This is a genomic window from Halomonas sp. SS10-MC5, from assembly GCF_015992245.1.
Taxonomy (GTDB): Bacteria; Pseudomonadota; Gammaproteobacteria; order Pseudomonadales; family Halomonadaceae; genus Halomonas; species Halomonas sulfidoxydans.
Genome location: NZ_CP065435.1, coordinates 1,404,392 through 1,417,919, shown reverse-complemented (window position 1 = coordinate 1,417,919; position 13,528 = coordinate 1,404,392). Strand labels below are relative to the sequence as shown.

Genomic DNA, 13,528 nt, shown 5'->3' with positions numbered 1-13,528 from the left:
GTACGGTGGCACCACGCCACCATGCCATGCCCGGCGGTGCTGCCCAAGCTCAGCAAAAAGCCACCCCGAAGGGTGGCAAGGCGGACACGGAGAAGATGGCCGTCACTCGGGCATCAGCACGCTGTCGATCACATGGATCACGCCGTTGCTGGCCTCGATGTCGGCCTGGATCACATTGGCGTCGTCGATCATCACGCTGCCGTTCATGGTGGTAATGGTGAGGTCCTGGCCTTGTACCGTCGTCGCGCTGTCGAGGTTCATGGCATCAGCGGCCATGACCTTCCCCGGCACCACGTGATAGGTCAGCACGGCCTGGAGCTGCTCACGGTTCTCGGGTTCGAGCAGGCTCTCCACGGTACCTTCGGGCAGCTTGCCAAAGGCCTCGTCGGTGGGGGCGAACACGGTGAAGGGGCCCTCGCCCTTGAGCGTCTCCACCAGGCCGGCCGCCTCCAGGGCCGCCGCCAGCGTCTCGAACTGCCCGGCTGCGACCGCGGTATCGACGATATCCTGCTTGTCGCCATGATGATCGGCCTGGACGGTGCCCGCCAAGGCGACACCCAGCATGCCTGCTCCCACCCAACCGATGGCCACTCGTTGCAACGTCGTCATCTTTACGTACCTCATGGGGTGAACGATGAGGGTTCGCGTCGAGCCGACCAAACCCTATACACAACTTATATCTTGTATAAAGTTTGGACAAGTATTTTTTCCGCGCCCGGCAGCACGTAGTCTTCTTCACGCGACGACGTATCATGGAGAGGGCCATGCACTGCAAGGAGAAGAGACGATGTACAAGCTTGCCTTCTACGTTCCGCTCGAGGATGCCGAAACGGTCAAGGAAGCCGTGTTCGCCAGCGGCGCCGGGCGCATCGGCGACTACGAAGCGTGCTGCTTCGAGACCCGCGGCACCGGTCAGTTTCGCCCGCTCGCCGGCGCCGACCCGCACATCGGCCGGGTCGGCGACCTGGCGAAGGTGGAGGAAGTGAAGGTGGAACTGGTCTGCGAGGATCACCTCATCCGCGCTGCCGTCGACGCCCTGCGCCGCGCGCACCCCTACGAGGAGCCGGCCTACGACGTGTGGAAGCTGGCGGAACTCTAACGGAATGGCCACGGGTTCAGAAAACCCGTGGCGACGTGCTTCGGTTTGTGCCTTAGAGAAAGCCCAGCAGACGCGGAAGGAACAGCGAGAGCTCGGGCACGAAGGTGGTCACCAGCATTATTGGTATACCCACGAAGGCGATCAGTTGCAGCGCCGGCGCGAAGGTCTTGTGAATCGACACCCGGCCGATGCGGCAGGCCATGTAGAGGATCGGCGCCACCGGCGGGCTGTTGGCGCCGATCACCACCGAGCAAGCGACGATCGCACCGAAATGCACCGGATGAATGCCGGTGTCCACCATCAGCGGCAGGAACAGCGGGGCCACTACCACCGTTACCGAAACGTCGTCGAGGATGGCGCCGGCCACGATCAGGAAGATATTCACCGCGATCAGGATCAGCAAGGGATTATCGATCAGGGTGGTGATCAGCTCGGTGAGGTCCTGCGGCACGCGCTCGAAGGCCAGGATTCGGCCGATCATGAAGGAGAACAACAAGATCAGGATGATCGAGCCGGTGGTCTCCGAGGCGGCGATCACGCTGCGCGAAAAGTGCTTGAACGACTGGTCACGGTAGACCAGGAAGCCGATGACGATGGCCGCAAAGGCCGCCACGGCCGCCGCCTCGGTAGGTGTGAAGACACCACCGTAGATGCCGCCGAGGATGATGAACGGCAGGCTCAACGCCGGCAGTGCCCGCCAGGTGGCCCGCACTTTGGAGGGCGCCTGGCCGCTGGCCAGGCCCTCGCTGGCGATCTCCTGGAACAGCCGGCCCGCGGCGAAGCGGTTGGCAAGGATCAATCCCGCGATCAGCAGCAACGCCGGGCCCACCGTGGCCGCGAACAACGCCGCTACCGACTGTCGCGTCACCACCGCGAAGAGGATCATGGTGATGGAGGGCGGGATCAGAATGCCGAGCAGCGAGGAGATGCCGAGCAGCGCCGAGGAGTAGCCGCGGGGGTAGCCACGCTGCTCCAGCGGGCCGATCATGATGGTGCCGATGGAGGCCACCGCCGCGGTGGCGGTGCCGGCGATGGCGCCGAACACCCCGGAGGCCAGCACCATGGACGCCCCCATTCCCCCGCGACGCCGGCCCACCAAGGTCTCGATGAAGGTGACCAGGCGGCTGGCGATGCCACCACTCTGCATCAGGTAACCGGTCAGCACGAACAGCGGCAGCGCGATCAGGATCACCGAATCCACCGAGCGGAAGCCCTGCATCATCAGGGTATCGAGGTTGGCGTCGTAGGCCATGGCCAGGTAGGCCAACACCCCGGCGAAAGACCAGGCGACGGGCACGCCCAGTCCCATCAGGAGCAGCAGCAGCAGGATCGCGAACAGGCCTTCCATCACGACTCCTCCCCGGCCATCGCATAGCCGGAACGGGCACCGCGGAGTGCCGCGATGCCCTGCCACACATCGCGCAGGGCATAGCAGAAGCAGCCGACGCTGGCGAGCATGATGGCCGCCTGGGAGACCCACAGCGGGATCGACAGCTCCGGGGTGTGCTGAGGCCGCTCGATGCCCCAAGCCAGCATGCGCTGAGCCCAGTAGACGAAGCAGGCGCTGATGATGGCCACGATCACCGCTACCAGGGTCTTGTGCAGCGCCTTGAGGCGCGCATCGCGCAGTTGCAGTTCGAGGAAGTCCACCACCAGGTGTTCGCGGCGCCGGCTGGCGATCATCGCACCGGTCATGTAGAGCCACATGCCAAAGAGCATGACCAGCTCCAGGGTGCCGACCAGTGACCAACCGAAGACATAGCGTGCCAGTATCAGGAATAGCATCAGCCCGACGACGAGCAGACTCGTCACGAAGGCGACGGCGTTGAGCAGCCAGCCGACCTTCTCGTCCAAGGCCTTGAGGAAGGATTGCATGCGAGGGCCCTCACAACGGGGACGCCGACCCGGAAGACGGGCCGGCGCCAGGGTTCAGGAGGAGAACGTCACAGCGGGGTGGCGTTGGCGCGGACGGTGTCCATGATCTCGGTACCCAGCTCCTCCTCCATGAGCGGCCAGACCTGCTCACGGGCGCGGCGGGCAAAATCTTCGAGGGTCTCCTCGGGCAAGGCGAAATACTCCATGCCCTCTTCCTGCGCCTTGGCGATGTAGTGCTCGTCGCGCTCGCGGGCGTCGACGAACTGCTGCTCCATGACCTCGCGGGCCGCCTCGCTGACCACCTGCTGGTGCGCCTCGCTCAGGCGCTCGTAGGAGCCCATGTTCATGGTCAGGATGCCAGTCATGAAGAAGTGCTTGGTGTGGACGTAGTAGTCCAAGGTGTCGCGGAAGTACTCGTAGGGCCAGTAGATGACGTTGCCCGCTTCGCCGTCCACCACGCCGGTCTGCAAGGCGGTATAGACCTCGCCCCAATCGATGGCGGCGGTCTGGTAGCCCAGCGCCTGCATGGTCTGCGGGGCCGGGAAGACGGTCATGGTGCGCACGGTCAGGCCGTCGGCACTCTCCATGTCCAGCGCGTACTGACCGCGCGAGGCCACGCCGTTGAAGCCCTCGGGCCAGGGGCCGAAGAACTTCAGGCCGATGTCGGCGAAGACGTCGCCGAGCAGCTCGTTGACCCAGCCACCCGGGCTGTAGGCCTCAATGGCCTCGTCCCAGGAGAGCGTCATGTAGGGGGTATAAATGATCCCGATGCGCTTGTCGTAGGCAGTCATCGGCCAGCTGAGCATCATGTCGATACCGCCGGCCACCAGCAAGTCGAAGACCTCCTGCTGGCCGCCCAGCTCGTTCTGATAGTAGACCTCGACCTCGAGTTCACCGCCCGACTTCTCCTCGATCAGTCGGCTCCACTCGTCGAGGGTATCACCAGCCGGCGAGCCCTGGGTGCCGGAGTCGGTGGCCAGGCGCAGAGTAGCGGCTTCGGCGGCCAGGGTGCTGCCTATCAGGCAGACCCCCAGAGTCAGAGCGCTCAGGCGTGGCAGGATCTTGCGGGTCGCGAACATCTTGGCTCTCTCGGTTGTTGTGGTTGGCAGGCCAATATGTACCGAGCCGAAAAAAAGCGGTCAATGCGCCTTCGCAAGCCAAAAAAAAGCATTATTATCCTGTAATAAGACAAATTCTTGGAATTTAAGACCAAATAAATATTGAAAATTCTGACTTCTTTCCATTTAGCTCCTCGCAAAGCCCCTAAGTCGCCTTCGACAGAGCAATCCGGGCCGTCGCCGGGACCAAGAACAGTGTCGCAAACGGATAGGGTTGCGGCCCGAAAGCCGAAACCCTGATCTGGATCATGGACAAGGGAATGCGTTGTGGTCAGCCCAGCCGCTCGGCAATGCGCCGTTCGAGCTGCTCCTGATCCTCGGCGAAGCGGCGAATGCCTTCGGCCAGCTTGTCGTTGGCCATGGCGTCCTGGTTGTGCTGCCAGCGGAACGCGGGCTCGGTGAGCGGCGCGGGGCGCTCGCCGGGAGATGGGAACGTCACCCGCTTGACGACGTCACCCTGCTGCGAGGCCAGCTCTTCGAGCAGCGCCGGGGAGATCGTCAGGCGATGACAACCGGCCAGCGCCAGTACCTGGCCGCTGGTGCGAAAGCTCGCTCCCATCACCACGGTGTCATAGCCGCCACGACCGGCGCGCTCGCACACGCTGCGCACGAACTTCACCCCGGGATCCTCATCCGGCGCGTACTCCTTGCCAGTCTCCTTCTTGTACCAGTCGGTGACCCGGCCGACGAACGGCGAGATCAGGAACACGCCGGCATCGAAGCAGGCCTGGGCCTGGGCGTCGCTGAACAGCAGCGTGAGGTTGCAGTTGATGCCCTCCCGCTCGAGTCGTTCGGCGGCGCGAATGCCCTCCCAGGTGGAAGCCAGCTTGATCAGCACCCGCTCGCGGCCGACGCCTCGGCGCTCGTACAGCTCGATCAGCTCATGGGCCTTGCGCACGCTGGCCGCGGTGTCGAAGGAGAGCTTGGCGGCCACTTCGGTGGACACCCGCCCCGGCACCCACTTGGCAATTTCCGCCCCTTTGGCCACGGCCAGGCGGTCCACGGCTCGCTCGATCCGGGCCCGCGGGTCGCGGGTCTCGCCCTTGACCGCGGCGAGCTCCTCCTCGATCAGCGCCTGGTAGCCCGGCAGGTCGAAGGCCTTGAGCAGCAGCGAGGGATTGGTAGTGGCATCCTGCGGCTGGTAGCGACGAATGGCCTCGAGGTCGCCGGTGTCGGCGACGACCAGCGAATGTTGCTTGAGGGCGTCGAGTCGAGTCGTCATGGACAATGCTCCGTAGGCTGAGGAAGGAAGGGATCAGGCCGGAATGCCGTGCTGGGCGGCCAGCGCCTCGCGATAGCGGGCGTAGACCGTCTCGTAGGCGCTTACGCTGGTCGCCTTCGGCTCGGCCAGCGAGGCCTCGTCGAGATGCACCAGACGCTCGCACAGCGCGGGCAGCGTGGCGTCCGGACGCTCACACCAGGCCGCCTGGAGCGCCGCCCCGAGCGCGGCGGCATCGGTCACCTGCGGGCAGACCACCTGGGTCGCCGTCACGTCGGCCACCATCTGGCGCCATAGCGGGCTCTTGGCGCCGCCGCCGATCAGGCGGATCTGGCTCGCCCCGGCGGCCAGCGGTCCGAGCAGTTCGAGGCCATAGCGCAGGCCGAAGGTGGCGCTCTCCACCACCGCCCGGCACAGGTTGGCCTGGGTCAGGTTGCGGCTGTCGAGTCCCAGGAAGCTGGCCGAGGCGTGCGGCAGCGCCGGGACCCGCTCGCCGTTGAAGAACGGCAGCACCGTCACGCCCTCGGCACCGATCGGGGCGGCGGCCAGGCGCTCGCCGAAGGCGACCAGGTCGAGGTCGAAGAGTTCGCGCACCAGGGTACTGGCGGAGGTCACGTTCATGGTGCAGATCAGCGGCAACCAGCCGCCATGGCTGGCGCAGAAGTTGGCCACCATGTCGCTCGCGGCAAGCACCGGCTCGGGCGAATAGGCACACACCGTGCCCGAGGTGCCAAGGCTCAGGGTGACGATGCCGGGGGCAATGTTGCCGGTGCCGATGGCACCGAGCATGTTGTCGCCCCCTCCGCTCGCGACCAGCACGCCCTCGCCCAGCCCCAGTTCGCGGGCGACCTCCGGGCGCAGCGTGCCGGCAGGCTCGCGGGAGTCGATCAGGCGCGGCAGCACACGCGAGGGATCGAGCTCCGGGGCGATCGCGGCGAAGACGTCACGGCGCCAGCGCCGCGAACGGGTATCGAAGTAGCCGGTGCCGGAAGCGTCGCCCGCCTCCGCCACCTTCTCGCCGGTGAGCCAGTAGTTGAGGTAGTCGTGGGGCAGCAGGATGGCGTCGATACGTCGATAGGCAGCCGGGTTGGTATCGCGCAGCCAGGCGAGCTTGGAGGCGGTGTAGCCGGTCTGCAGCACCAGGCCGAGCTTCTCGAGACAGCCCGCCGCCCCGCCCAGGCGCTCGACCAGCGCGGCGTTGTGCGCCGCCGTCTCGGTGTCGCACCACAGCTTGGCGGGATGCACCGGCAGGCCTTCGGCATCCAGTGCCACCATGCCGTGCTGTTGGCCGGAGACGCCGATGGCACGGATCGCCCCGCGAGCGATGCCGGCCCGGCCCATGGCCTCCTCGAAGGCGCCGCGGAAGGCCTCGAGCCACTCCTCCGGCGCCTGCTCGCGACGCCCGTTCGCCCCCTCCACCAGGCGATGGGGACGACTCGCCTCGGCGAGGATCGTCTCGCCCTCGACGTCGACCACCACGACCTTGGTGCTCTGGGTACCGCAATCCACCCCGATGTACATGCCGCCGCTCCTCACTCCCCGACCAGGGTTTCAAGGGTAGCGCGCGCGCCGCGTTCGTGCAGGCTCTCGAGCGCCGCCAGGTAGGCGTCGCGGAAGCGCTCGTGCTCGACCAGGTCGCCGAACAGCTCGCGGTTGCCGATGAAGGCGGTGGGCCGCGTGCGATTCTCGGCGGCCAGGGCCATCAGTTCCTCCTTGAGGCGGTCGACCACCGCAATCGGTTCGCCCTGCTCATCGACGCCCTCGGCGTAGCGCGCCCAGCTCGCCACCACCGCGGCGCTGCGGCGGATCTCGCCGCCTGCCTCGAGCTGCTCGCGAATCACCGGCACCAGCCACTTGGGAATCCGATCGGAGCTTTCGGCGCACAGTCGCGCCAGGGTGTCCTTGATCTCGGGGTTGGCGAAGCGCTCGATCAGGGTCTGGCGGTACTGTTCGAGATCCACCCCCGGCACCGGCGCCAGCGTCGGGCTGCCCTCGTGACGCATGTAACCGAGCAGGAAGTCGACGAACAGCGGATCGCGGCACACCTCGTGAGCATAGCGATAGCCCGCCAGGGTGCCGAAGTAACACAGCGCCTGGTGACTGGCATTGAGCAGGCGCAGCTTCATCAGCTCATAGGGCACCACGTCCTCGACCAGTTGCACGCCGACCTGCTCGAGGGCTGGCCGGCCGCAGGCGAAATGATCCTCCAGTACCCATTGGGTAAAGGGCTCGCACACCACCGGCCAGGCATCCTCGACGCCGAACTCGCCGGCCAGCTCGGCGATGTCGTCCGCCTGGGTGACCGGCGTAATGCGATCGACCATGGCATTGGGGAAAGCCACCTCGGTCTCTAGCCACTCGCCCAGCGCCGGGTCACGGGCCCGGGCGAAGGCGGCGAACATGCGCCTGGCCACCTCGCCGTTGCCCTGGATGTTGTCGCAGGACATGATCGTGAACGGCGCCAGGCCACGCGCGCGCCGCCGCACCAGGGCCTCGACCACCAGGCCAAATACGGTACGCGAGGCCTCGGGGTTGTCCAGGTCGTGCTGGACGTCGCGGTTGTCGATGTCGAACTCGCCGCTGACGGGATGGAAGTTGTAGCCCCCCTCGGTCACGGTCAGCGAGACGATGCGAATGGCGGGGTCGGCCATGCGCTCGATGACGGCTTCGGGGTCGTCGGGGGCGAACAGGTAGTCGAGCATGGCGCCGATCACCCGCGGCTCGCGCTCGCCGCCGGAGTGCTTCACTACCAGGGTGTAGAGGTGATCCTGAGCGGCCAGGACCTCGTGCATGCGGCGATCGCCCGGCAGCACGCCGACGCCGACGATGCCCCAGTCAAGCGCCTCGCCGCGATTCATCAGCTCGTCGAGGTACATGGCTTGGTGGGCGCGATGAAAACCGCCGACGCCGATATGGACGATGCCCGGCGTCACCTCACGACGGTCATAACGCGGCACGGCGATGCGCGGATCGAGTCGTTGAAGCGTGGCGTTGCTGAGAGCAGGCATAGGGGCACTCCTTGCCGCAGGCGGCAATTAACGAAAAATGGGTGGCGGCCCGAGCGAGTCGCGGGTCAGCGCCAGTAGAGGTCCGGCGCGATGGACTCGCGCTTGATCAGCCGGGCATTGAGCATGTCCTTGTTTCGCGCCTTGTCGACGGCGCCCTGTTGCTCCTGGCCCATGCCCAACCAGCGCTGGATCAGGCGCGCCTCGAGCACTTCGTCGGCCACTTCGAGCAGCAGGGTCATGTCGAACAGCGGGTGGAGTTCGCGCCAGGGGTCGCGGTCGAGCAGCAGGTAGTTGCCCTCGACGATGACGATGCGATGCTCGAGGGTGATCAGGCGTCCGCCGGCCCGGGCCAGGTCCAGCGGGCGGTCGAACACCGGCACCGCTACGCTCCTGTCGGCGCGGCGAATGCGCTCCAGGTCATGCCTGAGGCCGTCGGGGTCGAAGGTCTCCGGGGCGCCCTTGATCGGCAGCTGCCCCAGCGGCTCGAGAATAGCGTTGTCGAGGTGATAGCCGTCCATCGGCACCACCGCGGCGATGCCCGCCTGCCGCTCGTTGAGTTCGCGGCACAGCCACTCGGAGAGGAACGACTTGCCCGCCCCCGGCGGCCCGGCCAGGGCGACGATGAAGCGTTGCCGGTTCTCGGCGGCCTCCAATAAACGCACCGCCATGTCATGGATATTGGGGTTCATTTTTTCAGCTCATCCAGTTACCGCCGTCCACGTTTAATGTTTGAGCAATGACATAGTGACTATCGTCCGAGGCGAGGAACACCGCCGCCCCGGCGTGATCCTCCGGTTTCCCCATGCGGCCGTAGGGCACCGCCTCGCCGACCAGGCGCTTCTTCTCGCCCAGCGGTCGGTTTTCGTAGCGGGCGAACAGCGCATCGACCTCGTCCCACATCGGCGTGTCGACCACCCCCGGGGCGATGCCGTTGACCCGGATGCCGTAGCGAATCAGGTCGAGTGCGCACGACTGAGTCAGGCTGATCACCGCGGCCTTGGTGGCACAGTAAGTGCTCACCAGCGCCTCGCCGCGGCGCCCCGCCTGGGAGGCCATGTTGATGATCGCCCCGCCCTCGCCGCGAGCCACCATGTGCCGGGCCACCGCCTGAAGGGTGAAGAACAGGCCCTTGGTGTTGACGGCGAACTGGCGGTCGAAGCTGGCTTCACTGACCTCGAGCACCGGCGCCATGTCGAATACCGCGGCGTTGTTGACCAGGATGTCGATGGCACCGAGGTGCTGGGTGACCGCCTGGACCATCGCCTGGATGGAGTCGACGTCGCAGACGTCCAGGCGCACGCCCATCACGCGCTCGGCGCCCAGCGGACTCAGGCCGGCCACCGCTTCCTCCACCGCCGCCACGTCGATATCGGCCACGGCGACCCGTGCGCCCTCGGCGAGATAGCGCTCGGCGATGGCCAGGCCGATGCCGCGCGCGCCGCCGGTGATTACCGCCACCTTGTCCTGCAGTTTCATCTCGGGTTTTCCTCGTTGGTTTCGCTGGTGGCCACCTTCGCGCCGGTGCGGCGTTGCTCGCGCCACTGCTGGATCAATGCCTCCAGACCGTGCATGGCCGGCAGGACCCGCCACGCCCCGGCCTGATGCAACCGCTCGGCGTGCCCCGCCTCGATATGGCTGGCGCCGGTGAAGCCGATCACCGTCATGCCGGCGGCATGGGCCGCCGTCACGCCGGAAACGCTGTCCTCGACCACCAGGCAGTCGCCCGGCGCCCGGCCCATCCGGCGCGCCGCCAGCAGGTAGAGGTCGGGGGCCGGCTTGGGTCGTTCGACCTCGTCGGCGGTGAACAGCGGCACCTCGCCCAGCCGGGCGTCGAGTCCGGTCACGGCCAGCGAGGCCAGCACCCGCCGGCGACGGCTGTTGGAGACGATGGCCAGCGGCAGCTCGATCCGCGCCAGCGTTTCCGCCACCCCCTCGACGGCACGCAGCTCCTCGGCCAGACGCGCCTCGATGGCGCCATCGATGCGCTCCAGCGCATCCGCCGGCAGCCGATGCACGCTCTGCCGCTCCAGCTGCGCGAGGATCGCCGCGGTGGTCATGCCCAGCGCCTGGCGCAGGGCGACGTCCTCGGGGATGTCCGGCAGCAGCTCGCCGAGCTGCTGGGCCAGCGTGGCCTCGGCGACGATCTCGCTGTCCACCAGTACGCCGTCGCAATCGAAGATCAGTGTCTCCATGCCCGCCCCGCTCATTGGCCGCCCGCCACGGACGGGGAGCGATTGTCCTGGCGGTTGAGCCCGGCCAGAGGGTGGCGCGCCAGGCTGGGCAGGGCCAGGTCCGCGGCATCGAAAAGATGGGCGCAGGTGCGGTCGAAGCCGAAGCGCAGGGTATCGCCGACCCGGTTCTCGACGTTGCCGTCGGCGCTCACGGTGACCAGGGTGTCCTGCATGCGCACGTAGAGCGAGGTGACCCCGCCGAGACGCTCGATCACTTCGATGCGCCCCGAGAGCGGCCCTTCGGAATCGATCTGCAGGTGCTCGGGGCGTATGCCCAGCGTCAGTGACTCATCGTTCAGGCCAGTGCCATCCACCTGCACTATGCAGGTCGCACCGTCCGGCAAGCGAACCTCGACGCCTGTGGGACTGGCTTCCACAAGCTTCACCTGCAGGAAATTCATCTTCGGCGAACCGATGAAGCCGGCCACGAAGCGGTTGCGCGGGTGGTGGTAGAGCTCCATCGGCGAGCCCACCTGCTCGACCACGCCGCCCTGCAGCACGACGATCTTGTCGGCCATGGTCATGGCCTCGATCTGGTCGTGGGTGACGTAGATCATGGTGGCGTCGAGCTCCTCGTGCAGGCGCGCCAGCTCGATGCGCATCTGCACTCGCAGCGCGGCATCGAGGTTGGAGAGCGGCTCGTCGAACAGGAAGATGCTGGGGTTGCGCACGATGGCGCGGCCGATGGCCACGCGCTGGCGCTGGCCGCCGGAGAGCGCCTTGGGCTTGCGTTCGAGCAGCGGTTCGAGCTGCAGGATCGAGGCCGCCTCGCGCACCTTGCGCCGACGCTCCTCCTTGGGTACGCCGGCGAGCTTGAGGCTGAAGCCCATGTTGTCCTCGACGGTCATGTGCGGGTAGAGCGCGTAGCTCTGGAACACCATCGCCAGGCCGCGCTCGGCGGGGCCGACCTCGTTGATGCGCTTGCCGTCGATCAGGATGTCGCCGCTGGTGGCGCTCTCGAGCCCGGCGATGATGCGCAGCAGGGTCGACTTGCCGCAGCCGGAGGGGCCGACGAAGACCACGAACTCGCGATCGTTGACCTCCAGGTCGACGCCCTTGATCACCTCGGTGTCGTCGAAGCGCTTGACGATGTTGTGAAGCTGTAGCGTTGCCATGGAATACCTCGTTACTTGACGGCGCCGAAGGTGAGGCCGCGTACCATCTGTTTCTGGGTGAGCCAGCCGAACACCAGGATCGGGGCGATGGCCATCGTGGAAGCGGCGGAGAGCTTGGCCCAGAACAACCCCTCGGGGCTCGAGAACGAGGCGATGTAGGCGGTGAGCGGGGCGGCGCTGGAGGAGGTCAGGTTGAGACTCCAGAACGCCTCGTTCCAGCTCAAGATCACCGACAGCAGCCCGGTGGAGGCGATGCCCGGCAGGGTCAGCGGCAGCAGCAGGTAGAGCACCTCCTGCAGCGTGCTGGCGCCGTCCATGCGCCCCGCCTCGAGGATGTCCCGCGGCAGGTCCTTGAAGAAGGTGTAGAGCATCCACACCACGATCGGCAGGTTCATCAGGGTGTAGACGATGACCAGCCCGGTGCGGGTGTCGAGCAGCCCGACGTCGCGGAACAGCAGGTAGATCGGCACCAGCACGCCCACCGGCGGCAGCATCTTGGTGGAGAGCATCCACAGCAGCGTGCCCTTGGTGCGCTTGGTGGGCAGGAAGGCCATGGCATAGGCCGATGGTATGGCGATGAGCAGCGCCAGCAGGGTCGAGCCGAAGGCCACCACCACGCTGTTCATGGCGAACTTGAAGTAGTCGGCCCGGGCCTGCACGGCGACGTAGCTCTCAAGCGTCGGGGTGAAGATCAGGCTGGGGTCGGCGATTGCCTCGGCTTCGCTCTTGAAGCCGGTCAGCACCATCCACAGGATGGGGAAGAAGATGAGCAGTGCGATCCCCCAGCCCAGCAGCGTGAGCCAGATCCGCCGTGCACCGACGCTGGGCACCAGCGGCGTGTGCCGGGCCCGCACCTCGCTGGCTGGCGTGGTGGCCAGGTGTCCCTCGGCCGGCAGGGCCTGCTTGGTCTTGTAAGTGGTCATGAGCGGCTCCTCGCCTCAGCTTTCCAGGTTCCTGGCCACCAGCCGGACCAGGAAGATGGCGACGATATTGGCCAGGATGATGGCGACCACCCCGCCGGCGGAGGCCAGGCCGACGTCGAAGTCGAGCAGCGCCTGGATGTAGATCAGGAAGGCCAGGTTGGTGGTGGCAAGCCCCGGCCCACCGGAGGTGGTGACGTAGATCTCGGCGAAGATCGTCAACAGGAAGATCATCTCGATCATGATCACCACGCTGATGGCGCGCTTGAGGTGCGGCAGCGTGATGTAGAAGAACACCGCGATGGGCCCCGCCCCGTCCATGCGCGCCGCCTCGACCTGGTCGTCGTCGAGCGACTGCATGGCAGTGAGCAGGATCAGCAGCGCGAACGGCAGCCACTGCCAGGCCACGATGATGATGATCGAGGTCAGCGGCAGCGACGAGAACCAGTCCACCGCCGGCAGGCCGAACACCCCGGCGAGCCACGCCAGCACCCCATTGGAGGGGTGCATCATCATGTTCTTCCACACCAGCGCGCTGACCGTGGGCATGACGAAGAACGGCGAGATGGCCAGCACCCGGGCGATGCCGCGGCCGGGAAACTCCTGCTGGAACAGCACGGCCAGCAGCACGCCGCCGCCCACGGTGATCACCAGCACCGAGCCCACCAGCAGCAAGGTATTGCCCATGGCACGCCACAGCGCCGGGTCGGTGAACAGGTACTCGTAGTTCTCCAGGCCGGCAAAGCTCTCCATGCCGGGCATCAGCAGGTTGTAGCGCTGCAGCGAGAACCATACGGTCATGCCCAGTGGGACCAGCATCCACAGCAGCAACAGCGTGACCGCAGGGGCCTGCAGGGACAGCGAGCGCAGGCCGCCGACGGTACGCCCGGAGGCGCGCGTCTTGCTCATGACATCACCACGTCAGGTTGGGGGTTGGCCGCCG

14 protein-coding genes are annotated in these 13,528 nt (G+C 66.6%); 1 reads left to right on the top strand and 13 read right to left on the bottom strand.

From position 1 onward, the window contains the following. Window positions 1–102: 102 nt before the first annotated feature. Window positions 103–609 (bottom strand): fasciclin domain-containing protein, encoded by a 507-nt coding sequence (locus tag I4484_RS06690; RefSeq protein WP_197450206.1) that lies wholly within the window; start codon window positions 607–609, stop codon window positions 103–105. A gap of 178 nt (window positions 610–787) precedes the next feature. On the opposite strand from I4484_RS06690, the gene I4484_RS06685 reads away from it, so the two are divergent. Beyond that, window positions 788–1,099: an NGG1p interacting factor NIF3 gene (locus tag I4484_RS06685; RefSeq protein ID WP_197450205.1), complete on the top strand. Its 312-nt coding sequence runs from the start codon at window positions 788–790 to the stop codon at window positions 1,097–1,099. Between the two features lie 52 nt (window positions 1,100–1,151). Here the strand turns inward: I4484_RS06685 and I4484_RS06680 are convergent, their stop codons facing one another. The 12 genes from I4484_RS06680 to I4484_RS06625 form a co-directional block, all read right to left on the bottom strand. Further along, window positions 1,152–2,447 carry a TRAP transporter large permease gene (locus I4484_RS06680; RefSeq protein WP_197450204.1) on the bottom strand — a complete coding sequence of 432 codons (1,296 nt, stop codon included), beginning with the start codon at window positions 2,445–2,447 and terminating at the stop codon, window positions 1,152–1,154. Continuing rightward, window positions 2,447–2,974 (bottom strand): TRAP transporter small permease, encoded by a 528-nt coding sequence (locus I4484_RS06675; protein ID WP_197450203.1) that lies wholly within the window; start codon window positions 2,972–2,974, stop codon window positions 2,447–2,449. Before I4484_RS06675 ends, I4484_RS06680 begins: the two co-directional genes overlap by 1 nt. A gap of 68 nt (window positions 2,975–3,042) precedes the next feature. Next, on the bottom strand, window positions 3,043–4,053 hold the full coding sequence (gene dctP / locus I4484_RS06670; RefSeq protein ID WP_197450202.1) for a TRAP transporter substrate-binding protein DctP: 1,011 nt from the start codon (window positions 4,051–4,053) through the stop codon (window positions 3,043–3,045). Between the two features lie 310 nt (window positions 4,054–4,363). Continuing rightward, a complete protein-coding gene (gene tal / locus I4484_RS06665) occupies window positions 4,364–5,314 on the bottom strand; it encodes a transaldolase (protein WP_197450201.1) in 951 nt (316 codons plus the stop codon). Window positions 5,315–5,347: 33 nt separating this feature from the next. Then, window positions 5,348–6,832 (bottom strand): xylulokinase, encoded by a 1,485-nt coding sequence (xylB, locus tag I4484_RS06660; RefSeq protein WP_197450200.1) that lies wholly within the window; start codon window positions 6,830–6,832, stop codon window positions 5,348–5,350. Window positions 6,833–6,843: 11 nt separating this feature from the next. After that, window positions 6,844–8,319 carry a mannitol dehydrogenase family protein gene (locus tag I4484_RS06655; protein ID WP_197450199.1) on the bottom strand — a complete coding sequence of 492 codons (1,476 nt, stop codon included), beginning with the start codon at window positions 8,317–8,319 and terminating at the stop codon, window positions 6,844–6,846. Window positions 8,320–8,384: 65 nt separating this feature from the next. Then, window positions 8,385–9,008: a nucleoside triphosphate hydrolase gene (locus I4484_RS06650; RefSeq protein ID WP_197450198.1), complete on the bottom strand. Its 624-nt coding sequence runs from the start codon at window positions 9,006–9,008 to the stop codon at window positions 8,385–8,387. Window positions 9,009–9,012: 4 nt separating this feature from the next. Continuing rightward, window positions 9,013–9,795: an L-iditol 2-dehydrogenase gene (locus tag I4484_RS06645; protein WP_197450197.1), complete on the bottom strand. Its 783-nt coding sequence runs from the start codon at window positions 9,793–9,795 to the stop codon at window positions 9,013–9,015. Continuing rightward, entirely contained in the window at window positions 9,792–10,511 is a 720-nt protein-coding gene (locus I4484_RS06640; RefSeq protein ID WP_197450196.1) for an HAD family phosphatase, read from the bottom strand. Before I4484_RS06640 ends, I4484_RS06645 begins: the two co-directional genes overlap by 4 nt. A gap of 11 nt (window positions 10,512–10,522) precedes the next feature. Next, on the bottom strand, window positions 10,523–11,665 hold the full coding sequence (locus I4484_RS06635) for an ABC transporter ATP-binding protein (protein ID WP_197450195.1): 1,143 nt from the start codon (window positions 11,663–11,665) through the stop codon (window positions 10,523–10,525). Between the two features lie 11 nt (window positions 11,666–11,676). Then, complete coding sequence (locus I4484_RS06630) at window positions 11,677–12,588, bottom strand: carbohydrate ABC transporter permease (RefSeq protein WP_234283534.1); 912 nt, start codon at window positions 12,586–12,588, stop codon at window positions 11,677–11,679. 15 nt (window positions 12,589–12,603) lie between these two features. Next, window positions 12,604–13,494: a carbohydrate ABC transporter permease gene (locus tag I4484_RS06625; RefSeq protein WP_197450194.1), complete on the bottom strand. Its 891-nt coding sequence runs from the start codon at window positions 13,492–13,494 to the stop codon at window positions 12,604–12,606. Window positions 13,495–13,528: the final 34 nt, after the last annotated feature.

What these genes read in the sequence shown, in the direction of transcription:
- I4484_RS06690 (WP_197450206.1), bottom strand. Translation starts at nt 609, where the DNA reads ATGACGACGTTGCAACGAGTGGCCATCGGTTGGGTGGGAGCAGGCATG.
- I4484_RS06685 (WP_197450205.1), top strand. Translation starts at nt 788, where the DNA reads ATGTACAAGCTTGCCTTCTACGTTCCGCTCGAGGATGCCGAAACGGTC.
- I4484_RS06680 (WP_197450204.1), bottom strand. Translation starts at nt 2,447, where the DNA reads ATGGAAGGCCTGTTCGCGATCCTGCTGCTGCTGCTCCTGATGGGACTG.
- I4484_RS06675 (WP_197450203.1), bottom strand. Translation starts at nt 2,974, where the DNA reads ATGCAATCCTTCCTCAAGGCCTTGGACGAGAAGGTCGGCTGGCTGCTC.
- dctP (WP_197450202.1), bottom strand. Translation starts at nt 4,053, where the DNA reads ATGTTCGCGACCCGCAAGATCCTGCCACGCCTGAGCGCTCTGACTCTG.
- tal (WP_197450201.1), bottom strand. Translation starts at nt 5,314, where the DNA reads ATGACGACTCGACTCGACGCCCTCAAGCAACATTCGCTGGTCGTCGCC.
- xylB (WP_197450200.1), bottom strand. Translation starts at nt 6,832, where the DNA reads ATGTACATCGGGGTGGATTGCGGTACCCAGAGCACCAAGGTCGTGGTG.
- I4484_RS06655 (WP_197450199.1), bottom strand. Translation starts at nt 8,319, where the DNA reads ATGCCTGCTCTCAGCAACGCCACGCTTCAACGACTCGATCCGCGCATC.
- I4484_RS06650 (WP_197450198.1), bottom strand. Translation starts at nt 9,008, where the DNA reads ATGAACCCCAATATCCATGACATGGCGGTGCGTTTATTGGAGGCCGCC.
- I4484_RS06645 (WP_197450197.1), bottom strand. Translation starts at nt 9,795, where the DNA reads ATGAAACTGCAGGACAAGGTGGCGGTAATCACCGGCGGCGCGCGCGGC.
- I4484_RS06640 (WP_197450196.1), bottom strand. Translation starts at nt 10,511, where the DNA reads ATGGAGACACTGATCTTCGATTGCGACGGCGTACTGGTGGACAGCGAG.
- I4484_RS06635 (WP_197450195.1), bottom strand. Translation starts at nt 11,665, where the DNA reads ATGGCAACGCTACAGCTTCACAACATCGTCAAGCGCTTCGACGACACC.
- I4484_RS06630 (WP_234283534.1), bottom strand. Translation starts at nt 12,588, where the DNA reads ATGACCACTTACAAGACCAAGCAGGCCCTGCCGGCCGAGGGACACCTG.
- I4484_RS06625 (WP_197450194.1), bottom strand. Translation starts at nt 13,494, where the DNA reads ATGAGCAAGACGCGCGCCTCCGGGCGTACCGTCGGCGGCCTGCGCTCG.